This is a genomic window from Bowmanella yangjiangensis (assembly GCF_017255015.1).
GTDB classification, from domain to species: domain Bacteria; phylum Pseudomonadota; class Gammaproteobacteria; order Enterobacterales; family Alteromonadaceae; genus Bowmanella; species Bowmanella yangjiangensis.
On the sequence record NZ_JAFKCS010000002.1, the window covers coordinates 238,021 to 262,051 of the forward strand.

Annotated in this window: 26 protein-coding genes; 15 read left to right on the plus strand and 11 right to left on the minus strand. The window is 50.9% G+C overall.

Annotation, left to right across the window (positions count from 1 at the left end; all coding sequences use genetic code 11):
* Window positions 1-145 precede the first annotated feature (145 nt).
* On the minus strand, window positions 146-1,813 hold the full coding sequence (gene ettA, locus J0A65_RS03520) for an energy-dependent translational throttle protein EttA (protein WP_206592741.1): 1,668 nt from the start codon (window positions 1,811-1,813) through the stop codon (window positions 146-148).
* Window positions 1,814-2,042: 229 nt separating this feature from the next.
* On the opposite strand from ettA, the gene glyA reads away from it, so the two are divergent.
* Window positions 2,043-3,299: a serine hydroxymethyltransferase gene (gene glyA / locus J0A65_RS03525; RefSeq protein ID WP_206592742.1), complete on the plus strand. Its 1,257-nt coding sequence runs from the start codon at window positions 2,043-2,045 to the stop codon at window positions 3,297-3,299.
* Window positions 3,300-3,360: 61 nt separating this feature from the next.
* Here the strand turns inward: glyA and J0A65_RS03530 are convergent, their stop codons facing one another.
* On the minus strand, window positions 3,361-5,004 hold the full coding sequence (locus J0A65_RS03530; RefSeq protein WP_206592743.1) for a methyl-accepting chemotaxis protein: 1,644 nt from the start codon (window positions 5,002-5,004) through the stop codon (window positions 3,361-3,363).
* A gap of 213 nt (window positions 5,005-5,217) precedes the next feature.
* Between J0A65_RS03530 and J0A65_RS03535 the strand changes: the two genes are divergently transcribed.
* On the plus strand, window positions 5,218-6,144 hold the full coding sequence (locus J0A65_RS03535; RefSeq protein ID WP_206592744.1) for a porin: 927 nt from the start codon (window positions 5,218-5,220) through the stop codon (window positions 6,142-6,144).
* A gap of 17 nt (window positions 6,145-6,161) precedes the next feature.
* Here J0A65_RS03535 and J0A65_RS03540 read toward each other — a convergent pair whose 3' ends face one another.
* Window positions 6,162-6,617: a DUF6265 family protein gene (locus J0A65_RS03540; RefSeq protein WP_206592745.1), complete on the minus strand. Its 456-nt coding sequence runs from the start codon at window positions 6,615-6,617 to the stop codon at window positions 6,162-6,164.
* A 108-nt stretch (window positions 6,618-6,725) separates the two neighbouring features.
* Here J0A65_RS03540 and nrdR point away from each other — a divergent pair, with 108 nt between their 5' ends.
* The 8 genes from nrdR (at window position 6,726) to J0A65_RS03580 (ending at window position 12,711) form a co-directional block, all read left to right on the plus strand.
* On the plus strand, window positions 6,726-7,175 hold the full coding sequence (nrdR, locus tag J0A65_RS03545) for a transcriptional regulator NrdR (RefSeq protein ID WP_206592746.1): 450 nt from the start codon (window positions 6,726-6,728) through the stop codon (window positions 7,173-7,175).
* A 1-nt stretch (window position 7,176) separates the two neighbouring features.
* The gene (gene ribD / locus J0A65_RS03550; protein WP_206592747.1) at window positions 7,177-8,298 is read left to right on the plus strand and encodes a bifunctional diaminohydroxyphosphoribosylaminopyrimidine deaminase/5-amino-6-(5-phosphoribosylamino)uracil reductase RibD; all 1,122 of its coding nucleotides are present in this window, start codon (window positions 7,177-7,179) and stop codon (window positions 8,296-8,298) included.
* Between the two features lie 28 nt (window positions 8,299-8,326).
* Window positions 8,327-9,001 (plus strand): riboflavin synthase, encoded by a 675-nt coding sequence (locus tag J0A65_RS03555; protein ID WP_206592748.1) that lies wholly within the window; start codon window positions 8,327-8,329, stop codon window positions 8,999-9,001.
* Window positions 9,002-9,064: 63 nt separating this feature from the next.
* Window positions 9,065-10,171, plus strand: a complete 1,107-nt coding sequence (gene ribBA / locus J0A65_RS03560) for a bifunctional 3,4-dihydroxy-2-butanone-4-phosphate synthase/GTP cyclohydrolase II (RefSeq protein WP_206592749.1) — start codon at window positions 9,065-9,067, stop codon at window positions 10,169-10,171.
* 191 nt (window positions 10,172-10,362) lie between these two features.
* Window positions 10,363-10,836: a 6,7-dimethyl-8-ribityllumazine synthase gene (gene ribH / locus J0A65_RS03565; protein ID WP_188698200.1), complete on the plus strand. Its 474-nt coding sequence runs from the start codon at window positions 10,363-10,365 to the stop codon at window positions 10,834-10,836.
* A gap of 3 nt (window positions 10,837-10,839) precedes the next feature.
* On the plus strand, window positions 10,840-11,262 hold the full coding sequence (nusB, locus tag J0A65_RS03570) for a transcription antitermination factor NusB (protein ID WP_206592750.1): 423 nt from the start codon (window positions 10,840-10,842) through the stop codon (window positions 11,260-11,262).
* Between the two features lie 5 nt (window positions 11,263-11,267).
* Window positions 11,268-12,230 (plus strand): thiamine-phosphate kinase, encoded by a 963-nt coding sequence (thiL, locus tag J0A65_RS03575; RefSeq protein ID WP_206592751.1) that lies wholly within the window; start codon window positions 11,268-11,270, stop codon window positions 12,228-12,230.
* The gene (locus J0A65_RS03580; RefSeq protein ID WP_206592752.1) at window positions 12,193-12,711 is read left to right on the plus strand and encodes a phosphatidylglycerophosphatase A family protein; all 519 of its coding nucleotides are present in this window, start codon (window positions 12,193-12,195) and stop codon (window positions 12,709-12,711) included. Before thiL ends, J0A65_RS03580 begins: the two co-directional genes overlap by 38 nt.
* Before the next feature lie 145 nt (window positions 12,712-12,856).
* On the opposite strand, the gene dxs is transcribed toward J0A65_RS03580, so the two are convergent.
* Genes dxs through xseB form a run of 3 tightly spaced genes read right to left on the minus strand, consistent with a single transcriptional unit; the run spans window position 12,857 to window position 15,882 of the window.
* On the minus strand, window positions 12,857-14,725 hold the full coding sequence (dxs, locus tag J0A65_RS03585; protein ID WP_206592753.1) for a 1-deoxy-D-xylulose-5-phosphate synthase: 1,869 nt from the start codon (window positions 14,723-14,725) through the stop codon (window positions 12,857-12,859).
* A gap of 14 nt (window positions 14,726-14,739) precedes the next feature.
* Window positions 14,740-15,633, minus strand: coding sequence for a (2E,6E)-farnesyl diphosphate synthase (gene ispA / locus J0A65_RS03590; protein WP_206592754.1), 894 nt, complete (start codon window positions 15,631-15,633; stop codon window positions 14,740-14,742).
* A 3-nt stretch (window positions 15,634-15,636) separates the two neighbouring features.
* Window positions 15,637-15,882, minus strand: a complete 246-nt coding sequence (xseB, locus tag J0A65_RS03595; protein WP_206592755.1) for an exodeoxyribonuclease VII small subunit — start codon at window positions 15,880-15,882, stop codon at window positions 15,637-15,639.
* A gap of 305 nt (window positions 15,883-16,187) precedes the next feature.
* Here xseB and pomA point away from each other — a divergent pair, with 305 nt between their 5' ends.
* The 4 genes from pomA to thiI all read left to right on the plus strand — a co-directional run bounded on the left by pomA (window position 16,188) and on the right by thiI (window position 20,075).
* Window positions 16,188-16,952 carry a flagellar motor protein PomA gene (gene pomA, locus J0A65_RS03600; protein WP_206592756.1) on the plus strand — a complete coding sequence of 255 codons (765 nt, stop codon included), beginning with the start codon at window positions 16,188-16,190 and terminating at the stop codon, window positions 16,950-16,952.
* A 5-nt stretch (window positions 16,953-16,957) separates the two neighbouring features.
* On the plus strand, window positions 16,958-17,893 hold the full coding sequence (locus J0A65_RS03605) for a flagellar motor protein MotB (RefSeq protein ID WP_206592757.1): 936 nt from the start codon (window positions 16,958-16,960) through the stop codon (window positions 17,891-17,893).
* A gap of 60 nt (window positions 17,894-17,953) precedes the next feature.
* Window positions 17,954-18,499, plus strand: a complete 546-nt coding sequence (locus tag J0A65_RS03610) for a hypothetical protein (RefSeq protein WP_206592758.1) — start codon at window positions 17,954-17,956, stop codon at window positions 18,497-18,499.
* A gap of 112 nt (window positions 18,500-18,611) precedes the next feature.
* Window positions 18,612-20,075 (plus strand): tRNA uracil 4-sulfurtransferase ThiI, encoded by a 1,464-nt coding sequence (gene thiI, locus J0A65_RS03615; RefSeq protein WP_206592759.1) that lies wholly within the window; start codon window positions 18,612-18,614, stop codon window positions 20,073-20,075.
* Between the two features lie 52 nt (window positions 20,076-20,127).
* On the opposite strand, the gene J0A65_RS03620 is transcribed toward thiI, so the two are convergent.
* Together J0A65_RS03620 and J0A65_RS03625 are read right to left on the minus strand one after the other, a co-directional pair.
* Window positions 20,128-20,616, minus strand: coding sequence for a GNAT family N-acetyltransferase (locus J0A65_RS03620; protein WP_206592760.1), 489 nt, complete (start codon window positions 20,614-20,616; stop codon window positions 20,128-20,130).
* On the minus strand, window positions 20,588-20,986 hold the full coding sequence (locus J0A65_RS03625; RefSeq protein WP_206592761.1) for a rhodanese-like domain-containing protein: 399 nt from the start codon (window positions 20,984-20,986) through the stop codon (window positions 20,588-20,590). The genes J0A65_RS03620 and J0A65_RS03625 overlap by 29 nt, the downstream gene beginning before the upstream one ends.
* Before the next feature lie 106 nt (window positions 20,987-21,092).
* On the opposite strand from J0A65_RS03625, the gene J0A65_RS03630 reads away from it, so the two are divergent.
* The gene (locus J0A65_RS03630; protein WP_206592762.1) at window positions 21,093-22,061 is read left to right on the plus strand and encodes a helix-turn-helix domain-containing protein; all 969 of its coding nucleotides are present in this window, start codon (window positions 21,093-21,095) and stop codon (window positions 22,059-22,061) included.
* Here the strand turns inward: J0A65_RS03630 and J0A65_RS03635 are convergent.
* The 3 genes from J0A65_RS03635 to J0A65_RS03645 are packed head-to-tail and all read right to left on the minus strand — an operon-like array spanning window position 22,052 to window position 24,011.
* The gene (locus J0A65_RS03635) at window positions 22,052-22,933 is read right to left on the minus strand and encodes a ketopantoate reductase family protein (RefSeq protein ID WP_206592763.1); all 882 of its coding nucleotides are present in this window, start codon (window positions 22,931-22,933) and stop codon (window positions 22,052-22,054) included. The genes J0A65_RS03630 and J0A65_RS03635 overlap by 10 nt on opposite strands.
* The gene (locus J0A65_RS03640; RefSeq protein ID WP_206592764.1) at window positions 22,930-23,316 is read right to left on the minus strand and encodes a VanZ family protein; all 387 of its coding nucleotides are present in this window, start codon (window positions 23,314-23,316) and stop codon (window positions 22,930-22,932) included. The genes J0A65_RS03635 and J0A65_RS03640 overlap by 4 nt, the downstream gene beginning before the upstream one ends.
* Window positions 23,313-24,011 carry a TIGR01621 family pseudouridine synthase gene (locus J0A65_RS03645; protein WP_206592765.1) on the minus strand — a complete coding sequence of 233 codons (699 nt, stop codon included), beginning with the start codon at window positions 24,009-24,011 and terminating at the stop codon, window positions 23,313-23,315. The genes J0A65_RS03640 and J0A65_RS03645 overlap by 4 nt, the downstream gene beginning before the upstream one ends.
* Window positions 24,012-24,031: the final 20 nt, after the last annotated feature.

Genomic DNA, 24,031 nt, shown 5'->3' on the forward strand with positions numbered 1-24,031 from the left:
TGTACTTCAACCTATGTGGCTCGGACTCTTTGATCAGCCGCAGCGCGTCCTGCTGCGCGGCTTAAGGGCGCGATACCAGGGGGAACCTGGCATCGCTTACTTTCCTAAGGGAAAGCTGCCACATCCTGTCGCAGGTAGTCGAGCTTTACTTACTGATCTTTTTATACTTCAGTCTATGTGGTTCGACTACGTCCTTACCAAAGTTTTCTTTTAGCCAGGCTTCGTAGTCGGTGTAGTTACCTTCGTAGAAGTTAACTTGACCTTCATCGCGATAGTCCAGAATATGGGTGGCAACACGGTCAAGGAACCAACGGTCGTGCGAGATCACCATGGCACAGCCAGGGAATTCCAACAGAGCATTTTCCAGAGCACGCAGGGTTTCTACGTCCAAATCGTTGGTCGGTTCGTCAAGCAGTAAGACGTTACCGCCAGCTTTTAACAGCTCGGCTAAGTGCAGACGATTACGTTCACCACCAGAAAGATCTTTAACAAACTTCTGCTGATCATTGCCTTTGAAGTTAAAGCGGCTGACATAGGCGCGGCTGTTAATTTCAAAGCTACCGATACGCAGAATATCCTGACCGTTAGACACTTGTTGCCATACCGTCTTGTCACCGTCTAAGTGATCACGGAACTGATCTACACTGGTTAGTTTGACTGTTTCACCTACAACAATTTCGCCACTGTCGGGCTGCTCAATACCGCTTAGCATACGGAACAGGGTGGATTTACCCGCACCGTTAGGGCCGATAATACCAACGATGGCGCCTTTGGGCATAGTAAAGCTCAAATCATCGATCAGTACCCTGTCGCCATAAGACTTACGCAGGTTTTTCACCTCGATGACTTTGTCGCCTAAACGTTCACCAGGCGGAATAAACAGCTCGTTGGTTTCATTACGTTTCTGGTAGTCACCGCTGGAAAGTTCTTCGAAGCGAGCCATACGCGCCTTGCTCTTGGCCTGACGGCCTTTGGCATTACTGCGTACCCATTCCAGTTCCTGTTTAATCGAGCGCTGGCGGGCCTGCTCACCTTTTTCTTCCTGCTCAAGACGTTTATCTTTCTGCTCCAACCAGGACGAGTAGTTACCTTCCCATGGAATACCGTAGCCACGGTCAAGTTCCAGGATCCAACCTGCGACGTTATCCAGGAAATAACGGTCGTGGGTAATGGCCACTACTGTGCCTTCATAATCGTGCAGGAAGCGCTCCAGCCAGGCAACGGATTCCGCATCCAAGTGGTTGGTTGGTTCGTCTAAAAGCAGCATGTCAGGCTTTTCTAACAGTAGGCGGCACAGTGCGACACGGCGACGTTCACCACCAGAGAGTTTGCTGACATCTGCATCCCAAGGGGGCAGGCGTAAGGCATCTGCAGCGCGCTCTAATGCGTGGTCAAGATTGTGGCCGTCTTTAGCCTGGATCACCGCTTCCAGCTCGCCTTGTTCTTTGGCTAGCGCGTCAAAGTCAGCATTTTCATCGGCATAGGCGGCGTAGACTTCATCCAGACGCTTCAGGGCGTACACCACATCGGATACGGCCTCTTCGATATTACCGCGTACATCTTTGCTTTCATCCAAGCGCGGTTCTTGCGGCAGATAGCCGATCTTTATCCCAGGCTGTGGACGGGCCTCGCCCTCGATATCCTTGTCAATGCCGGCCATAATGCGCAGTAGGGTTGATTTACCCGCACCGTTTAAACCCAACACACCAATTTTGGCGCCAGGGAAAAAACTCAAGGAGATATTTTTTAGGATTTCACGCTTAGGTGGCACAACTTTACCGACCCGATGCATGGTATAGACGTATTGAGACATGAAATTCAAGGCTCTGCTGGTGGTTGATGGGGGGTATTCTAAACAGATCAACAGGCGGTTTAAAGCCAGTCTATCAAGCCTTTATAGCAGTTAATTTATTGTTATCACATTTGGACCTGTGGCAATCGGCGCAAGCCTATGTACATCCTGGGCAAAATGGCTAGAATATGGCCTCTTTTTTCGCAGACCGATTTGGCCGACGACGGCCCCCATTCCCTGAGGAGAAACGATGCTTTCACGCGCCATGAATATCCAAGATTTCGACCCTGAACTGTATCAGGCCATTCAGAATGAGACTCAGCGTCAGGAGCATCATATTGAGCTCATCGCCTCAGAAAACTATTGTAGCCCCAGAGTACTGGAAGCACAGGGTTCTCAACTGACCAACAAATACGCTGAAGGTTATCCCCATAAGCGTTACTACGGTGGTTGTGAGTATGTAGATGTAGCAGAAGACTTGGCTATTGAACGCGCCAAGCAGCTGTTCGGCGCTGATTATGCAAACGTTCAGCCTCACTCTGGTTCACAGGCCAACAGTGCGGTATTTATGGCCTTATTGGAAGCTAATGACGTGGTATTGGGTATGAGCCTGGCACACGGTGGTCACCTGACTCACGGTGCAAAAGTTAGCTTCTCAGGTAAAACCTACCACTCGGTTCAGTATGGTTTAAACGAAGAGACAGGTGAAGTGGATTACGCTCAGGTAGAAGCCCTTGCGCTAGAGCACAAGCCGCGCATGATTATCGCCGGTTTCTCTGCCTACTCAGGTATTATGGACTGGTCTCGCTTCCGTGCTATCGCAGACAAAGTAGGTGCTTACCTGCTGGTGGATATGGCGCACGTTGCAGGTTTAGTTGCTGCAGGTCTGTATCCTAACCCATTGCCTCACGCGCATGTAGTAACGACGACTACGCACAAAACTCTGGCAGGTCCTCGTGGTGGTCTGATTCTGTCTGCCTGTGGTGATGAAGATATCTACAAGAAGCTGAACAGCTCGGTATTCCCGGGCAATCAAGGTGGCCCTCTGTGCCACGTGATCGCAGCGAAAGCGGTGGCCTTCAAAGAAGCCCTGCAACCAGAGTTTAGAGCTTACCAGCAGCAAGTGATTGTAAATGCCAAAGCCATGGTATCTGTTATGCAGGACCGTGGTTACAAGGTGGTTTCAAACGGTACTGAAAACCATTTGTTCCTGTTGGATCTGATTGACAAGGACATCACAGGTAAAGATGCCGATGCTGCCCTTGGTCGTGCCAACATCACGGTAAACAAGAACTCCGTACCTAATGATCCTCGTTCTCCTTTTGTTACCAGTGGTCTGCGTATCGGCACACCTGCCATTACGCGTCGCGGTTTTAAAGAAGAGCAGGCCAAGCAAGTGGCTAGCTGGATTTGTGATGTGCTGGACAACATGGGCGATGAGTCCGTGGTTGAGCGTATTAAAGGTGAAGTGGTCACCCTGTGTGAAGCCTTCCCGGTTTACGCGTAATCAGGATATCTGCTTGATATAAAAAACGCAGCCAATTGGCTGCGTTTTTTTATGTCTGAATTTAGACCTTAAAGCGGCCTACATTGTCATTTAATCCCTCTGCCATAGAGGCAATTTCATCTGCCACCCCTTTAGTATTACCCACTACCGCCATGTTTTTCTGGGATAGGCTGTTGAGCATGCTGATGTTTCGATTTATCTCATCGACAACTTTGCTCTGCTCTTCGGTGGCAGTGGCAATCTGGTAGATCATATCGTTGGTTTGGTTTACAGCATGCTCCACCGTATTCAACGAGGTTTGAATGCGTTGTGACATTTCAACTACACCGTCAACTTCGCTGGTGCCGGCGTTCATGGCGCTGACCGCCTCACTGACACCGTTTTCCAGACCCGCGATCATACGCTGAATATCAGCGGTTGACTGTTGCGTGCGGCTCGCGAGGGTTCTCACCTCGTCAGCCACTACGGCAAATCCCCGGCCTTGCTCACCGGCGCGCGCAGCCTCTATGGCGGCATTCAGGGCCAACAGGTTAGTCTGCTCAGCAATCCCACGGATAACGTCTAATACTTGGGCTATATTTTTGGATTCTTCAGCCAGTTTGCTAATGACGCTGCTAGCATGACTAACCGAACCGGACAATTTACTAATACTGGCCACGGACTCATCTACAACACGCCCTGACTGACTGGTTTTTTCTTTTGCTTCTCGCGTTTCTGCCAGCGCGGTTTGTGAATTACTGGCCACCTCATGTACTGCATGACTGAGTTCGTTGACAGCTGTCGCTATCTGATCCAGGTTAGAGTTTTGCTCGCTGGAAATATTATGGCCCTCATCTGCTGACTGGTTCAGTTTATTGACGGCAATATCCAGTGTTTCTGCATCACCTTTAATCATTCTGATCAGATCTTGCAGTTTCTGCATCAGGCCGTTAAAAGTACCCGCCAATTGCGATAATTCATCTTTGCCGGAGCTGTCCAGTCGCCCTCTTAAATCACCTTCGCCCTCGCTAATGGTGGCAATCATGCGATCAAGCTCTGCTATCCGGTTTGTGACCAGCTTCGGGCCAAACAGAATACTTGCGGTGCTGGCGACGATAACCAATAAAATGGCCAGCAACATAATGTTACGTTGCGTGGCATTCTTTTGTTGGGCATCAGAGGCAATATCATCCGCCAGCGTTTTGACCATGGCACCCATCACGTCATAGTGCTCCCTGAGCTGTGCGAATTTCGTCATTACCTGGGTGCTGTTGTGTTTTGCCGCTTCTTGGGTCTTTCCTGCGTCGGACAGGCTGAAAACCTTGTTTGCCTCATCCAGCCAGGTCTGATAGTCCTGATCAAAATTACCCATGGCCGTGCCTATTTGCGGGTAGTCTTTGACCAGTTCGCGTACCTGATTCATGCGATCCAGTGCCTGTTTGGCATTTTCTTCAAAGTCTTTTCTATCCTGCTCTACTCCAGACAATTGTAAATGCCGCTTGGTGACATAGCTTTGGCTGGCTGTTAGAGCCTGATACAAATCTCTGTCTGCATTTAAACCTGTGTCGATAGCGTTCATAAAGGTGGAGGAAAGCAGGTCGGCATCGCTGGAAAGACTGCGCGCACTGTTAATGCCCAGTACACTGACAAGTACTGCCAGCAGACCAACAATTAGTAACGGAATGGAAAATTTAACCCGAATGGTAAGGTTGTTAACGTCAACCATGATGGTAAATCCTTCTTAAAATAACGCTTGCACATGCCAGCCGCTGTATATGCACTTGTAACAGTAGCGCAATACTACCAGGGTAAAAAAGCATATATATTTACACCTTAGTATGACCATAAAGTATTTGTAAACAAGGTGATAGGCTATGCTTTAAGTCATTTTAAGCTATCTGGCGCCTGATATGCGCCGAAACACTGGGAGAGACCCAAAGTGCAGATAAAAACCATCGCAGTCTTAACAACAGTCACCTTGTTCAACAGCGCGTTTGCAACAGATTTGAATCATCAGGGGCAGTTTTACGCCAAGTTAAATGTGAATGGACAACTGGCCGATGAAGGGCAGGACAACTTTACTGAAATTCGCAGTAACAACTCCTGGATTGGGGTCAAAGGCGATGTGGCGCTGGAAAATGATATACAGGTTGTCTACCGACTGGAATGGAAGGTTGATATAACCGGTGAGAAGGGCGTGGATAACCTGACTGAACGTCCTCAATATGTTGGTCTGCGTGGCGGTTTCGGCGAATTAACGCTCGGACGCAACTTTACTGCACTGTGGATGGCACAGGGTAAGATTGACCTTTACAACCATTACGAAGGCGATATTGCTGCTATTTGGAAAGGCGAGAATCGTCTATCGGACCTGGCCACCTATACATCTCCTGTATTTGGCGGCTTTTATGGTGTTGTCAGTTATCAGGCTGAAAAGTCTGCGGATGGCGAAGATGCCTTATCAGCAGGTATTTTCTATGGCGATGCAGAATTAAAAAAGGCAGAGATATTTGCCGCTCTGGCACAAGATATTGATGTCGCTGGCTTCGATGTAACCAGGGCTTCATTCCAATACAAGTTGGGGAATGGCAAGTTGGGTCTGATGCTACAAAGGCAAGAGCCTGCTGAAGGTGGTGAGAGCCGCAGTGGTGGCCTGGTGAGTTACAGCCACCGATGGGGTGACTGGGAGTTAAGGGCGCAGGCGCAAAGTATGGAAGATGATCGTAGCTACAATCTGGGGATGGATTATCGACTGGGCAAGCAAACCAAAGTGTATGTTTGGGGGGCGAACATTGAACAACAAGATAACCCTGACAGGCGTTATCTGGCGCTGGGCGTTGAACATAAGCTCAGCGTGGCGTTTTAATCCCAATTTTTCAGTATTTACTCGCGTAAAAAGTGCAGGGTGAAGCCCTCACCCTGCATGGATTCAACCCTGACGACAAGTTTGTTCTGCTGTCTTTGATAATGTAAGCGCTGCGGAAAGTCATGGGCAGGATTTACAAATACCGCCTCAGAAGCACTGCAATTTTCCAGCACAAAAGCAATTGGAAGGTGATTTTCGCTGACCTTGGCCAGATAAAATATCTGCCCTTGCATCTGCACCAAACGCAGTGCTTCTTGTGATTGCTCTTTATTGTGGGTGCTGCCTGCCTGGCCTTCGAAGCTGTGTTCGCTGACTTTTTGCCAATTTTCCCAATAACGCTTGTCATCTTTCTGTGCTTGCCAGTCGCCAAGCAACCAGTTTAGCTGCTCAAGTTGGTGACAGGGAGTGGCATACAGGGATGGACTGAGAGCCATTAGCAGGCTAATCAGCAAGGCCCTAACCAGCCAATACATAGCTATCTCTGTTAACTAAGGCGATTTTTTGATAGCTTAGCGGCGGCTGCCTTATTCTACAAGTTATGCAAGCCTCTACCGCAGTTCGTTTTCCTTCCTGGAGTGACCATGTATTGTCCCTTTTGTTCTGAACAGGAAACCAAAGTTATAGATTCGCGTTTGGTGGCCGAAGGCCATCAGATCCGCCGTCGCCGTGAATGCCTTAAATGTCATGAGCGTTTTACCACCTTCGAAACGGCTGAGTTGGTTATGCCTAAAGTGGTTAAGCGGGATGGCTCCCGTGAACCCTTTAATGAGGAAAAATTGCGGGCAGGTCTACAGCGGGCATTGGAGAAGCGCCCCGTGAGCACTGAGCAAGTCGAAAAATGTGTGAACCGCGTAATGTCAACATTGCGTGCCACCGGTGAACGGGAAGTCAGCAGTAAACTGATTGGTAACGTGATTATGGACGAGCTTAAAGAGCTGGATAAGGTTGCCTACGTGCGCTTTGCCTCGGTGTACCGTTCATTTGAAGATATCCGTGAATTCGGTGAAGAAATTGCCAGGTTGGGAGACTGATATGTCGGTATTCAGCCAGGCTGACCACCAGTGGATGGCCAGGGCCATACAGCTTGCTGCACGCGGCCGTTTCACCACCTCTCCAAATCCTAATGTTGGTTGCGTGATTGTCTCTGCTAGTGGTGAGTTAGTTGGTGAGGGCTGGCATCAACAGGCTGGTGGCCCTCATGCTGAAGTTTTTGCCCTGCGTCAGGCTGGCAGCCAGGCTCGCGGTGCCACAGCCTATGTCACTTTGGAACCTTGCAGCCATCATGGTCGAACACCACCTTGCGCCGAAGGGCTTATTCATGCCGGGGTCACCCGAGTGGTGGCTGCCATGCAAGATCCTAATCCTCTGGTCGCTGGAAATGGTCTGCAAATGCTGCGTGATGCGGGTATAGAGGTACAAGTCGGGTTGTTGCAAGGGCAAGCTGCAGATTTGAACCAAGGCTTTATCCAACGCATGCGCCAGGGTCGTCCTAAGGTAACCCTTAAACTGGCCGCCAGCCTGGATGGCAAAACCGCCATGGAGAATGGCCACAGTCAATGGATCACCAGCGAAAAAGCGCGCTTGGATGTACAAAAGCAACGTGCCATGAGCTGTGCTATTTTGACTGGTTCCGGTACCGTGATGATTGATAATCCGCAGTTGAATTTGCGTGTTAGTGCCGATCAGTTAGGTATAGGTAATCTGGCGGTAAGACAACCACTTAGGGTGATAGTCGACAGCCGCAATCAATTGACGCCAGAGTACCGTTTGTTTCAAACCCCTGGACCTATTTTATTAGCGAACAAATCTGTCAGTCCGCATCGTTACGGCGAGCAGGTGCGCCAATGGCAGTGTGCTGAGAAGGGCAACCGTGTCAGTTTGCCCGCGCTGATGGCGCATTTGGCCGAATCTGGTGTCAACAACCTCTGGGTGGAGGCGGGCGCCGCTCTGGCTGGCGCATTGTTGCAATATCAGTTGGTGGATACATTGATTTTGTATCAGGCGCCCAAACTTATGGGGGATAAAGCCAAAGGGCTGGCCTTATTGCCAAGCCTTAGCCATATGGAACAAGCCATAGGTCTGACATGGCAGGATATCCGGATGGTTGGGGAAGACCTCAGGCTGACGGCCAGCCTGCAATATGCAAAGAACTGAACCTGAATCATAAGTGACGGGGTAAAAAGTGTTTACAGGTATTATTCAAGCCGTTGGCAAGATCAACGCAATACAACCGGTGGAGGGCGATGTTCGTCTGACCGTGGCAACCGGTAAATTGGATATGCGCGATGTAGCGCTGGGTGACAGTATTGCTACTAATGGAGTCTGCCTGACCGTCGTGGAGTTTTCCGACAGCCATTATGTTGCTGACCTTTCGTCAGAAACCTTGAAGCGTTCTGGGTTTGCTAGTTATCAGGTGGGCCATAGGGTGAATCTGGAAAAAGCCATGTTGGCGTCCACCCGATTTGGTGGCCATATTGTCAGTGGCCACGTTGATGGGGTAGGGCAGGTGTTATCGGTGCAAAGCACTGCCAGAGCGGTGGAAATCTGGATCCAGGCGCCGAATGAGTTGGCTAAGTATATTGCCGAGAAAGGCTCTATTACCGTTGATGGCGTTAGCCTGACCGTCAATGACGTGGATGGGGCGCGATTTAAACTGACCTTAGTACCGCACACCCTCAAAGAGACAAATATCGGCGATTACCAAAGTGGCACTAAAGTGAACTTGGAAGTGGATGTGGTTGCTCGTTATCTTGAGCGCTTGTTGCTGGGCGAGAAAGCCGCAGAGCCAGGTCCTGGCAAAGATATCAGCTTGGCGTTTCTGGCCGAGCATGGCTATTTAAATAATGGGCGTCGTTAGGCGTTGAGCGAATTTTTATTCACCGGCCCTGTGCCGTTTACCCTACAAGATTGAGTGAAGAATATGGCATTGAACACCACCCAGGAACTGATTGAGGATATTCGTCAGGGCAAGATGGTGATCCTGATGGATGATGAGGACAGAGAGAACGAAGGCGACCTGATTATGGCCGCCGAATTTGTCACGCCTCAGGCGATTAACTTTATGGTGACCCACGCGCGCGGCTTGGTATGTTTGCCGATGACGGCTGAGCGTTGTATGCGCTTGAACCTGCCGTTAATGGTGAACAATAACGGTGCCCAGTTTTCGACCAATTTTACCGTGTCTATTGAAGCGGCCACTGGGGTGACAACCGGGATTTCCGCCGCCGACAGAGCCAGGACTATCCTGGCGGCCGTGGCGCCGGAAGCCAAAGCGGCAGATATCGTTCAGCCCGGTCATATATTTCCACTGATCGCTAAAAATGGTGGGGTGCTTAATCGTGCCGGTCACACCGAAGCTGGCGTCGACCTGGCGCGTTTGGCCGGTGCTGAGCCTGCGGCCGTGATTGTCGAGATCCTCAATGAAGACGGCACCATGGCGCGTCGTCCTGAGCTTGAGCAATTTGCTGAAAAGCATGGCTTGAAAATCGGCACCATCGCAGACCTGATTGAGTATCGTAATCTCAATGAGACGACCATCAGTAAGGTGGCAGAGTGTCGTTTGCCAACCGAATATGGTGAATTTGATTTAATCACCTTCAAAGACGAAATTGATGACCAACTGCATTTTGCCTTGCGTAAGGGTGAGATAAGCGCTGATACGCCAGCTTTGGTGCGAGTGCATTTGCAGGATACCTTTGGTGACTTGCTGGCCTCACAGCGTTCGTTGGACCGCAGTATGGGACTGCCCCAGGCCATGGCCCGGATTGCCGATGAAGGTGGGGTTTTGTTGCTGCTCGGCAAGGCCGAATCTAATCAGGATTTGATTGCCAAGGTGCAGCAGTTTGAAGCAGAAGACAAGGGCGAACAGGCCCCCGCACCCAACTGGCAGGGGACCTCGCGCACGGTAGGCGTGGGCTGTCAGATTTTAGCCTCATTGGGGGTGCGCAAAATGCGTTTGCTCAGCAAACCTAAGAAGTATCATGCCCTGTCTGGTTTTGGCCTGGAAGTGGTGGAGTACGTCAGTTAAATAAGGGCGCAATGCGCCCTTTGTTTTATGTTTTGCTAAGCTTTTCCTGAGGATTGTTAAGGCCTGTCGGGTTATCAAGCCAGCCTTATTTTCCTCAAACTACCCGCAACCCAATTGACCTTGCATTTTAGCCGTTCACCTCACTGCCGGCTGTGGTATCATACGCGCCGTTTTGACTATGGGGATAGAGCATGAATATCATTGAAGGTAACCTGCGCGCTACGGGCAAGAAATTTGCTATCGTTGTGTCCAGATTCAACAGTTTCGTTGTAGAGAGCCTGGTAGACGGCGCACTGGATACGCTGGAGCGGGTCGGTGAGGTCAATGATCAGGATATTACCCTGGTACGTGTACCTGGTGCCTACGAGCTGCCGGTTGTTGCAAAAAAGTTGGCTGAAAAGCAGAAATTTGATGCCATTATCGCCCTGGGTGCGGTGATTCGTGGTGGCACTCCCCATTTTGATTTCGTTGCCGGTGAATGTAATAAGGGTCTGGCCCAAGTTTCACTGGAGTTCGGCATTCCTGTTGCCTTCGGTGTTATTACTACCGACAGCATTGAGCAAGCGATAGAGCGCTCTGGTACCAAAGCCGGTAACAAAGGTGCAGAAGCGGCCATGGGTGCCCTGGAAATGGTCAATGTCATCGACCAGATCGAAGGAGTCTGACCGGTGAAACCCTCAGCTCGCCGTAAGGCACGTGAACTGGCATTGCAAGGTGTTTACTCCTGGCAGATGTCTAAAAACCCGGCGCACCATATTGAGCTGCACCTGGCCACAACCAATGATATGACCAAAGTAGACCTGGCATTCTTCCAGGAGTTGCTGCGCGCTGTGATCAACGATTATGACGAACTGGATACCAAGATTCGTCCTTATCTTGGTCGTCTGCCAGAAGAGCTGGATCCAGTTGAGAAGGCCATTCTGCGCTTGGCCACTTACGAGTTGGTCAAACGAGTGGATGTTCCTTACAAGGTCGTTATTAACGAAGCGATTGAACTTGCTAAGGCTTTTGGTGCCGAAGAGAGTCATAAATTCGTTAATGGGGTGCTGGACAAAGCCGTTCGCACTCTGCGTAAACACGAGCAAGCCTGATCCCTGTGAAAGAATTCGATATCATTGCCCGCTATTTTAAGGAACGCAGTCACCTTCGTCGTGACGTACAGCTAGGTATTGGCGACGACTGTGCGGTGGTTAATGTGCCACAAAATCAATCCTTAGCGGTCACCACTGATACTTTGGTTGGCGGCGTACATTTTCCTAATGACACATCGCCACGCGCCATTGCTCACAAGGCCGTGGCGGTCAATCTCAGCGATCTAGCCGCTATGGGCGCTGAACCTGCCTGGATCAGTTTGTCACTATCCATGCCTGATGTTGACGAGTATTGGTTGGACGAATTCTCATTGGGCTTACAGGAGCTTACCGAGTATTACTCTGTGCAGCTTATCGGTGGGGATACGGTTCAAGGACCTTTAAGTATCACGCTCACTGCACAAGGTTTCGTGCCTAAGGAGCAGGCTCTGACCAGAGCTAAAGCCAAGCCTGGCGATTGGCTGTATGTGACCGGCACCTTAGGTGATGCCGGGCTGGGGCTGGATATGCTGCAGGGGCGTATGGATGTGCCGCCCAAACACCGTAACTTTGTTGCCAACCGTTTGAATTATCCCACTCCCAGAGTTCTGGTCGGTACGGTGTTACGCCGTATTGCCAGCAGCTGCATTGATGTCTCTGATGGTTTAATTGCTGATTTGCAGCATGTGCTAAATGCATCCCACTGCGGTGCTGTGCTGCAAGTGGATAAGCTACCTCTGTCTGAGGCGATGCGGGACAGTGTTTCCCTGGAGCAAGGGATTCGTTATGCCCTGAGCGCCGGGGACGATTACGAATTGCTGTTTAGTGTGTCGGAAGAGCAAAAAGGCAATTTGGATCTGGCTATGGCTACCGCCAGCGTATCTGTTACCTGTATCGGTCAGCTAAATGGCGTGCAAGGTAAGCTGGAGTTGCGCGACGGCAAAGAGCGCTATGCCTTTGAAGGAAAAGGCTATCAACACTTCAGCTGAGCCGAATCCGGTTCGCCTGCTTAGCCTCAAAAATCCAGCGCATTTTCTGGCGCTGGGATTTGGCTCAGGACTGGCCCCAAAAGCCCCTGGTACCTTTGGCAGTCTGGCGGCTATTCCCTTGGTATTACTGGTAGCCTTATCCGGTAACCTGTTTTATTTATTACTTACCTTACTGGCCTGTGTCGCCGGTGTTTGGATCTGCGGCAAAACCGCCGACGACATGGGGGTGCACGACCATAGCGCCATTGTCTGGGATGAAGTGGCCGGGATGCTACTGACCTTTATCTTGGTGCCGTTAACCCCGGTTACTCTGCTGGCGGGCTTTGTGTTGTTTCGCCTGTTCGACATTCTTAAGCCCTGGCCCATCAGCTATCTGGATAAGCACATTCATGGCGGACTAGGCATTATGCTGGATGATATTCTGGCAGGTATTTTGGCCTGTGTGGGCTTGCATGCCCTGATGACTCTCGGTGTCATATAAACCCTAAATCTGCTTAGCATAAGCTAGCAGCTGCGCTCTGCTTTCTCTTCTTGACTCTTTACTTTATCTGCCGACTAGCGCGGATGCTGTGGTGTATTGGTGGGATAAAAAAGGTGAAGTGACGACTTCACCTTTTTACTGCTGCTCAGACTTTTTCGTTAAAGGCCTGAATTTGCGCCACAATGCCGGGACCATCAATTTGATGTTCGGCATACATTTGTTCCTGAGTGCCTTGCATGATAAAGCTATCAGGCAAGCCCAACGTCAGTAAGCGGCAAGCTAGCTGCTGGCGATGCAGGCATTCACCCACTGCGCTACCGGCACCGCCCATCACGGCACCGTCTTCCAAGGTGACCAGTAACTCGTGATCTTTAGCAAGTTCAGCCAGCAAGGCCTCATCCAGGGGTTTAACAAAGCGCATATCGGCAACAGTGGCATTTATTTGTTCGGCCGCTTGTAGCGCGCCTGGCAACAGCGTACCGAAGTTCAAAATAGCAATATTGGCGCCTTTGCGCAGCACATGCCCTTTACCTAGAGGCAGGGCCGTCATGTCGGATTCAAGTGCGGTTCCCATGCCCTGACCACGAGGGTAGCGCACCGCAGCCGGGCCATTGTGCAAGTGACCGGTGTAAAGCATCTGACGACATTGGTTTTCATCAGAAGGCGTCATTATCACCATATTGGGAATGCAGCGCATAAAGGGAATGTCAAACACGCCCTGGTGGGTAGGGCCATCAGCACCCACCACACCGGCGCGATCAATGGCAAACAGCACCGGTAGGTTTTGCAGGGCCACATCGTGAATAAGCTGATCATAAGCGCGCTGCAGGAAGGTGGAGTAAATGGCCACCACGGCGTTGTAGCCTTCTTTAGCCAAACCTGCGGCAAAGGTCACCGCGTGTTGCTCGGCAATCGCTACATCAAAATACTGCTCGGGGAATTGCTGGGAAAACTTCACCATACCCGAGCCTTCGCGCATGGCTGGCGTTACCGCCATTAGCTTGCTGTCTTGGGCTGCCATATCACACAGCCAGTCGCCAAAAATGCCGGAAAAACTAGGGCCAGTGCTTTTCGCTTTGGGCAGGCTGTTTTCGCTGGGATTAAACTTGGGTACCGCATGAAACTTAATCGGGTCTTTTTCGGCTTCTTCGTAGCCTTTACCCTTTTTCGTCACTACATGCAGAATATGCGGGCCGCTCATTTGTCGCATGTTGCGCAGGGTATCGACCATGCCATTGACATCATGGCCGTCGATGGGACCAATATAGTTAAAGCCCAATTCCTCAAAAATGGTGCCGGGAACCACCATGCCCTTAATATGTTCTTCGGCACGGCTGGCAAATTCTTTGATAGGTGGTACGTTGGACAGCAGCTTCTTGCCGCCGTCACGGATGGAATTAAAGAAGCGGCCTGTGAGAAGGCGTGCCAGGTGACTGTTCAACGCCCCAACATTCTCTGAAATCGACATTTCGTTGTCGTTTAATACCACCAGTAAATCTTTCTTAATGTCACCGGCATGATTCATGGCTTCAAATGCCATACCTGCTGTCATGGCACCATCGCCAATCACGGCAACCACTTTGCGCCCCAGTGCTTCTTTTTCGGCAGCAACCGCCATGCCTAAGGCGGCACTGATTGAGGTAGATGAATGCCCCACGGCAAAGGTATCGAACTCGCTTTCCGGCGGCCAGGGGAAGGGATGCAAGCCGTTTTTCTGACGAATGCTGGGCATACGTTCACGTCGGCCGGTCAGAATTTTGTGCGGGTAGGCTTGATGACCAACGTCCCAGATGAGTCGGTCAAAGGGCGTGTTATAGACATAGTGCAACGCCACGGTAAGCTCTACCGTACCCAAGCCCGAGGCAAAGTGCCCGCTGCTTTGGCTGACGCAGGTCAACAGGTATTGGCGCAGTTCCTTGGCCAGTTGACGTAATTTATCCTGAGGCAGCTCGCGAAGTTGCTGCGGTGTGTCGGCTAAGGCCAAAGTTGGGTAGTGAGCTAAATCCAGAGTCATGTGCACTTATTGTTTTAGTGGTTACGGTCGACGATATATCCGGCAAATGACCGCAAAAGATCCGTATTGTAAGGTAAAGGCTGCAAGGCTTGAAGTGCTTGTTGGTAAAGTTGTTGTGCCAAGGCCTTGGCGCCGTCCAGTCCGAGTAGTGCCGGGTAGGTACTTTTGTTGAGCGACTGATCTGAACCCTGCGGTTTTCCTAGGGTTTGGGTATCGCCGGTGACATCCAGAATATCGTCCTGTACCTGGAATGCCAGGCCGATTTTTTCAGCGAATATGGCTAACTGTTGCTGCTCGCTGACTGGAATGTCGGCCAGAATGCATGCCATTTTGACTGACGCTTGTAACAGCGCGCCGGTTTTACATTGATGCAACTGTTCCAGTTGCTGGATATCTATCAGTTTATCGGTAGCGGCCATATCCAGGGCCTGCCCGCCACACATACCCAGATAACCTGAAGCACTGGCCAGAACGCTGACCAATTTGACGCGCTGTGGCTCGCATTCTGCACTTATGGGGTAGTCACAAAGCAGCGAAAAAGCCAGGGTTTGCAGGGCATCGCCGGCCAATATGGCGCTAGCTTCGTCAAAAGCGATATGACAGGTAGGCTGACCACGACGTAAATCATCGTCGTCCATGGCAGGCAAGTCATCGTGGACCAATGAGTAACAGTGGATACATTCCAGTGCCATGGCTGCAGCATCTAAGTCTTCCAACTTGACACCCAGCATTTGCCCTGTGGTGTACAACATGGCGGGACGTACACGTTTCCCCCCCATGAGCAGAGCATAGCCCATGGCATCACGTAATACCGGTGCCAGAGCGGGGAGGTTTTCGATCTGACTTTTCAACAGCTGTGTGATTCTGGCCTGATGCTGGCTAAGTGCTGCTAACCATTCTTGAGACATGATTTATTCGCCGGGTTGTTCGAATGGAAGCAATTCAGATTGCCCCTGCTTTTCCATCAGAATACTGACTTTCTGCTGAGCCTGGCTTAATTTTGCCTGGCTGTGACGAGTTAACTCGATACCACGTTCGAATTGGGCTAAAGCCTCGTCCAGGGGAAGGTCGCCGCCTTCCATTTGTTTGACTATGCTCTCCAGCTCGGCAAGCGATTGTTCGAACGAAAGATTTTCAGTTTTCTTGCGGCTTGTCATGGCTCTCTACTGACTGTTGAATGCCCGTCCGAACAGGGTGTCAGCCGGGTGGGAAACCGGCTTCGCACCTTACCCGAGGGGCCATTTGTGGTCAATCACTTTTACCCCGGGTAAAAAGGCGCTTTAGAAAGGTGTATAAACGTCGATAAATTGGTGAGCCAAGTCAATAAGTTAAGTCATGCTTATCCGATATCATTGGTAATGCTAAGATTGTCGGACAAGCAAAGTTGCGGCAAACTTTGCCGGTCAGCTTGATTAGAATCCGGGGCAAGCCTGGTGGTGTTAGTACATTTGGGGAGAATGGTGTGGATTTAGCAACCCTGATAGGTATGTTGGGTGCCATTGGTTTTATCGTCATGTCCATGGTGATGGGTGGCGATATTATGATGTTCGTCAACGTGCCATCTATCCTGATTGTATTCGGTGGCTCACTGTTTGTGGTGATGAGTGCCTATACCATGGGGCAGTTTTTCAGCGCCGGTAAAATCGCGGTTAAAGCCTTTATGTTCAAAATTGAGGCACCGGAAGAGTTGATCGAGAAAATCGTCGAGATGGCCGACGCGGCACGTAAAGGTGGATTCCTGGCTCTAGAAGAGGCAGAAATCAGCAATTCCTTTATGCAAAAAGGCGTGGATATGCTGGTGGACGGTCACGATGTCGATGTTGTGCGTGCCACGCTAGCTAAAGATATCAGTCTGACAACCGAACGCCATGAGTTCGGCGCATCTATATTTAAAAGCATTGGGGATATCGCCCCAGCCATGGGCATGATCGGTACGCTGATCGGCCTGGTGGCCATGTTGTCCAACATGGATGACCCTAAAGCTATCGGTCCGGCTATGGCGGTTGCCTTGTTAACCACCTTGTACGGCGCATTTTTTGCCAACGTTATTGCCTTGCCTATTGCCCAGAAGCTGGGTAACCGTTCCGGTCAGGAAAAGCTTAACCAAAGCTTGGTGCTGGATGGAATTTTGGGTATTGCTGATGGTCAAAACCCCAGAGTGATTGAAGCCTTACTGAAAAATTATCTGGCTGCCAACAAGCGAGCCACCGGCGATACCGAGGAGTAGGCTTGATGTCTGACGAGCAGGAATGTCCCAAATGCCCATCCGGCCTGCCGGCATGGATGGCCACTTTTGCCGACCTTATGTCTCTGTTGATGTGCTTCTTTGTTTTGTTGTTGGCGTTTTCCGAAATGGATGTGCTGAAATTTAAGCAGATTGCCGGCTCCATGAAGTTTGCTTTTGGTGTGCAAAACAAAATCGAAGTGAAAGATATTCCCAAAGGGACAAGCGTAATTGCTATGGAGTTCAGGCCTGGACGACCTGACCCAACGCCGATTGAGAACATTCAACAGCAGACCATAGAAATGACGCAGCAAATGCTGGAGTTCCAGGCCGGTGATGAAGATTCCGCCGGTGGTCGACAGAAGCAGCGGGGCACCCAGCGTGGCGGTAAGTCTCAGCAGACGGCTCAGGAAACGGCCAGCAGTTCCTCGCAGGCCGCCAGCCAGGAGCAAACCAACGAGTTGGTGAAAAAGATTGCCCAGCAAATGGAACGCCAAATCCTTGATGGCGCAATAGAAATGGAGTCTCTTGGTCAGCAAATTACCATCCGAATTCGTGAAAACGGGGCGTTTTCCGCAGGTTCGGCCTTCCTGCAGCCGCAGTTTGTCCCTGTGCTGCGTAAAATTGGTAGCTTGCTGGTAGATATCCCCGGAAAGATTGAAGTATCCGGTCACTCAGACAATCAGAATATATCCAATGAACTGTATCGGTCTAACTGGGATCTGTCTGCACAGCGCGCTGTGGCCGTGGCCGAAGCCATGCGTGGCGCAGAAGGTTTCGATGAATCTCGCATGACAGTGGTAGGTATGGCAGATAATCGACCGCTGGCAGCCAATAATACCGCTGAAGGACGCAGCCGTAACCGTCGGGTGGAAATTGCCATTAACCAGGGCTCACCCAAAGAGTCGAAACCCATATCCATAGTGGAGCCGCAAGACAACTAGTTTCACATTGGCGAGCTATGCTGGAAGGACAAGGGAACGAATACCGCAAGGTGTTGTGTGATGAAGGCGCAAAGTAGCGAACAGCAAAAAAAGATTTTGCCAGGCAAGGCGTTAGGCTTCGGGTCAGAGCCTCGCAAGCTCGCCATTTTGACATCCATCACCCAAGCAGAGTTGACCAGACTTGAAGCCCTGATTCTGCAAACTTTGCGTCATCAAGGGTACACCGCACAAGTATGGCAGCCAGCCTGCTCATTTCGCTGTGGCTTGCTAGTCGGCCTGTTCAATCAGGTATTTGGCAGTAAAGAGGCAGATTTTTTGGCCACGTCAGAAAGTGTCATTGTGGTATATGACGAGACAGGTGACAGACACGCGGTTGATCTTTTTGCCTCCATCAAACAGGTTCGGGAAAGCTTGTGTCGCCAGGAATATGTGCATGCATTGAGGTTGCATAAAGACCAGGAAAGGCCACAAAGCTATTGGCAGTTCCGCACCATGCTAGCAAAACATCTGGGCATCGAATTGTTCGAGGCCGTGGAAATTGATCAGCAACCGCCTTTACACGAACTGGTACAGAGAACTTTGGCAAGAGCGCTCAAAGACGCCTGATGATTGGCTGGGATACTGATAACCTGTCTGCTCAATGTAAATCTTCACGCTTATAAATTCCGCCCCTTCTTTGCTATACTCCGCGCACTTTTGCCCTAGGTTGTACCCCGCGATGAAATTTATTCTCAAGCTGCACCCGGAAATCTCGATTAAGAGTGACTCGGTGCGCCGCCGCTTTACCAAGATCCTTGAATCCAATGTGCGTAATATTTTTAAGCCCTATGAGTTCAAGGTGGCGGTATGGAATAAATGGGACAAACTGGTGATGGAAGCCAGAACTGAAACCCCGGAGCAAGAAGCGCAAGTGGTGGATCAGCTCAAGCGTATTCCCGGTATTGAGCAGTGTTTGCAGGTACGCCACAGCGAATATCAGGATCTCGATGACATTTATCAGCAAGTCAAAGCCGTCTGGCATGACAAACTGGCGGGCAAGAGTTTCGCGGTGCGAGTAAAACGTCGTGGCAAACACGAGTTCAGCTCGGTGGATGTGGCCCGTTATGTGGGCGGCGGTCTTAACCAGCACTGTGACACCGGCGGGGTTAACCTGACCAAGCCTGATGTAATAGTGGAGCTGGAAATCGATAAAGAGCATCTACTGATTATTGATGACAGATTTAAATGCTTGGGCGGCATGCCGCTGCCAACCCAGGAAGATGTGGTGTCTTTGATCTCTGGTGGTTTTGACTCTGGCGTGGCCAGCTATCAGATGATTCGACGCGGCGCCCGCACCCATTACTGCTTTTTTAATCTGGGCGGACGCCAGCATGAGATTGGTGTTAAGCAGGTCGCTTGTTATTTGTGGAAGCAATATAGCTCGTCGCATAGGGTTAAGTTTATCGGCGTGGACTTTGAGCCAGTGGTGGCGCAAATTCTGGAGCGGGTAGATAACGGCCTGATGGGCGTGGTGCTCAAACGTATGATGCTGCGCGCTGCCAGTATTGTGGCCGACAATTTGGATATCTCCACCCTGGTAACCGGCGAAGCCCTAGGCCAGGTATCCAGCCAGACTCTGTCGAATCTGGCAGTGATTGACCGGGCCACCGAAAAGCTGGTGTTGCGTCCGCTTATTTGCTGGGACAAGTCAGACATCATCAACCAGGCGCGCCAGATTGGTACCGAGGATTTCGCTAAAAGTATGCCCGAGTATTGCGGGGTGATTTCTAAAAAGCCCACGGTTAGAGCCATACTCAGCGAAGTGGAGGAGCAGGAAGCTAAGCTGGATGCCGATTTGATTGCCAATGTGGTAAGAGCGTCCCATGTGCTGGATATTCGCCGCATGGCACAGGAAGCAGAGCAGGAAGTTCCGCAAATTGATGCCAGTGATGCCTTGCCAAGTGGCGCCGTAGTATTGGATATCCGCAGCCCCGAGGAAGAAGAAGACAGCCCTCTGACGGTAGAAGGCCATGAGGTTAAGACCCTGCCATTTTTCCGCCTTGCCAGTCAATTTGGCGACCTGGACCAAAATCAGGAATATTACCTGTACTGTGCCCGCGGTGTGATGAGCCGTATGCAGGCGATGCTATTACATGAACAGGGCTATCAGAACGTTAAAGTGTATCGGCCGCTTAGCAGGTAACCAACCTTTAGTCCGGATTAAAGCAGGCGGCCAGTTGGCCGCCTGTTGCCTTTCAGGCTGACAATATTTTTTGCCAGGCTTGCCATTTCTCCTCTGGATGTCCACCCAAGCGTTGATAAAAGCCTTGGGCAGCCTGATTGCCGTTTAGCACATTCCACAGTAACCGTCGGCAACCTTGTTGATAGACCTGTTCCTGAACGGCCTTGAATAAGTGTCTACCTAGTCCCTGACCTCTGGCTTGTGGCACCAGATACAGTTCTTTTAGCATGGCATTGGGGGTTAAATCATAGGTAAAAGGCACCAGTAACCACACCGCATACCCTAGTAAATCCCCTTCACTGCCACTGACCACAAGACAATAACACTGCGGATTTTCGCTTAGCATACGCTCTCGCAGGTCATCAACAGTGACGCTGAAGTCATCCAGATAGTCTTCAAAGTCGGCCAGCTGCCGCATCAGATTAAGCAGTGCTGGCAGCTCTGTTAGGGTGGGGGGCCGAACATTCACCACCTTACAAGCTAGCGAATGCAAGCTTTTCATCCCGCCAGCCTTCGATACCGCCAATCATGATTTTGACTTTGAATCCCAACCTGGCGATAAACTCAGCAGCCTTATCGGCTCCATTGCAGTGCGGGCCCGCGCAATACACCACAAAGGCCTTACCTTGGCCGAGGCTTTGCAGCACACTTGCGGTGATCTGTGCGCGGGGCAGATTGAGTGCGCCAGGTACATGGGCTTTCGCATAGGCATTCGGCCCTCTGACATCCAGCAGCACAAAATCATGATGACCTTGCTCTAAGGCTTCAAACACGTCGGCACAATCGGTTTCAAAGCTAAGCTTGGCGGCGAAATGTTGCTGTGCAGCTTCGGGTTTGGCGGGTTCAACACGCATAACTTCTGATGTTTTCATCCTTATCTCCTGTTAAAAGTCCTGCCTGTCGAGGACGGGAACATTTCATCAGATTGCTTATACTGCTAACATTGGCCTGTTTAACAAAAATAGTTATTTTTCAGCCATGACTAATAAAAAGCCACATCGTGTTGCCATTTGTGTCTACGACGGTCTCTCCATGCTTGAGTATGGCGCGGCGGTCGAGATTTTCGCCTCTCATGGGCGGGGGCGCAGTGATTGGTACCACACTCAAGTGGTGGCCACCGACACCCCGGTAATTCAATTGCAAGGCGGAGGTAGGTTGGAAGTGGATGGCCGGGTTGATGACTTACCCGGTTATGACACCATTTTGATGCCGGGCTGGAGACATATTGATGCCCAAGCTCCAGCGCCATTGCTGAGTGCTTTGCGCGAAGCGGCAAGCCTGAACCGACGTCTGGTGTCATTTTGCTCAGGTGCTTTTGTATTGGCGGCGGCTGGTGTGCTGGACGGAAAAGTGGCAACCACACACTGGAAATATGCGGATGCCTTTGCCAGACGTTTTCCCAAGGTTAATTTGCAAATTAACCGACTATACGTACAGGACGGAAATATCCATACCTCGGCCGGTAGCGCGGCCTGTCTGGATTTATCCATTCAGCTGATTCGGGAAGACTTTGGCGTTGAGCAGGCCAACCGCACCGCCCGACGTTTAGTGGTACCTGGGCATAGAGATGGCGACCAGCAGCAGTTTATTGAGTTACCCGTGCCAAAGCGTCGCGATGAGTTGGGTAAAACCTTGGAATGGGCCATTCAGCACCTGGCTGATGGGCTGACGGTGGATAGGCTGGCCGAACACTGTCATATGAGCAGGCGAACTTTCGATAGAAAATTTACCCAGAGTTTTGGCTTAACGGCCAAGCAATGGCTGTTAAACGCACAGTTGGAGCGCGCCCGTTACTGGTTAGAATGCTCTGAACTGGCGATTGAACTTATCGCCCAACAGTGCGGTTTTGCCACCGCCTTGTCGCTGCGTTTGCACTTTGAAAAAAGCCTGGGGGTAACGCCAAGCCGATATCGCCGGCAGTTTGCGTTGCAACAACGTCAGGCCTGACGTGCGTGAATCTTCTGCCACAGGGCCAAATGATGGGGAAGTGCTAAGCCCAGTCGCTCAGCTTCTTTGAGCAGATAGCCATTGATATAGTCAATTTCTGTCGGACGGCCGTGGAGAACATCCTGATGCATGGACGAGAAATTGGCCGCGGTAGCGTTGATCACCTGAGCGAGTCGCGATGGAATATCTTGTGCACCAGGAATGTTAAGGCCTTGCATTAGTGTCGCTATTTCCTCATTCAGGGCTTGGATTTGTGCCTGATACTGCGGCTGGGCCAGCTCTCCGTTGGAAATATTGTGCAGTGCGGTAAGCGGGTTTATTACGGCATTCACGGCAAGCTTGGCCCACTGTAGCGGAGCAATTTGGGTATGCCACTGGCAAGGGGCCAATATGCTTGAAAGCAGATGTTCTGCCTGCTCACGATTAGCCTTGTTGGCAGGCGCTAATGCCCAGCCTAAGTCCGAACCCCCTAATCCGGTTTCGGTGACCTGAGTGTCTTGTTTAAGCACGGCCATTCTGGTGATGCCAAGGGCCAGCGGTAGATCCGGGAGCAGAGCTTCGACCTCACTTTGTGTGCCCATACCGTTATGCAATAGCAGCATTGTCTGCTCAGTCAGATATGGCTTAAGGGCTGTTACGGCTGGCAGAATCTGATAGGCCTTAAGAGGCAGAATAATAAGTTCATTCCCTTTAAGCTCATGAGGCTCAAGGGATTCTGGCAAAAATGCCAACCGCTCACCCTGATATGCAATCCATTCAATACACTGTAAGGTCGATGTTCTACCCATTACCTTGTATGCCAGGCCTTGGATTTCGCAGCGGGCTGCCAGTGCACTACCTATGGCGCCTTGGCCGACAATAACAATATTCATGAGCCCTTACTCAGAAATTTTTTGCCCAACTTAATTAGTATCAGCAGCACATAGCCTAGTGCAATGCCCGATAGGTTTGCCTGTAAATCGTCCCAACTGCTATGACGATGGGGCACCCAGTGCTGGGATAGTTCAGACAGGACGGCGAACAATAGCAGCATGCATAGTTGCCAGGCGGGATGATAGCGAAGACTGAACCAACAAAGTAAGGTCAGTCCAAAAAAGAAGCCGATATGATGCTGCTTGTCATTGCTGCCGTCGACCAGCAGGTATTGGGTGGGCAACCACAGCATGACGCAAAAAATCACCAGTGACGCCAGCATCAGGGCAAATACCCAAGGGTGGCGAACACGGCGTTGCCAGCGGTAACGTGGTTTGCTCATAAGGCTGTCCGTTTTAGGTTTAAGTGCGGCCAGGGCAATTGCCAGGGGGATAGTAAGTCCTGCAGTGCCTGCTGACATCTTGCCTCAGTAAAATACTGGCCGTATCGGGGGACACTGACTATCTGATGTTGCTGACCTCGATACTCAAACTGCAAAGCAAAGGCGTGAAGATAGGTTCGGTCTGACGGCGTGCCAGCATACAACGAGTCACCCAAGTTGGCGCTGCCCAGGCTTTTTAGCATCACTCTGATTTGATGGGTTTTACCCGTGCGGGGCTTGATAATAAAAAGTCGCAGGCCATTACCCAGCCCACTACTGAAAAACTGGCTGATGGCGGGTGACAGTGTGCTGGGCAGGAGTTTCCATTGCCCGCGGCGGGCTTTTTGCATATCGCCAATCACCGCCCCTTGTTTTTTGTTGGGCTTTTTATCAGACAGCGCCAGGTAAAATTTCTCTACCTGGCGCTCGGCAAACTGGCCAGATAAGAGGGCCGCTGCTTCGGCATTTTTCGCCAGCAACAACGCGCCAGATGTAACCTTGTCCAGTCTATGTACCGGCCACAGTGGCTGACCGCCTAGCTGCTGGCTGAGCAGGGTAACTATACCTGGTTGTTCAGCTTCCTGGTGCATACCAATACCGGCTGGTTTGTCGATTACCAGAAAATCGTCGTGTTCATACAGTACTTCAGAGATCATAAAATGGCGTAAGGTAATGG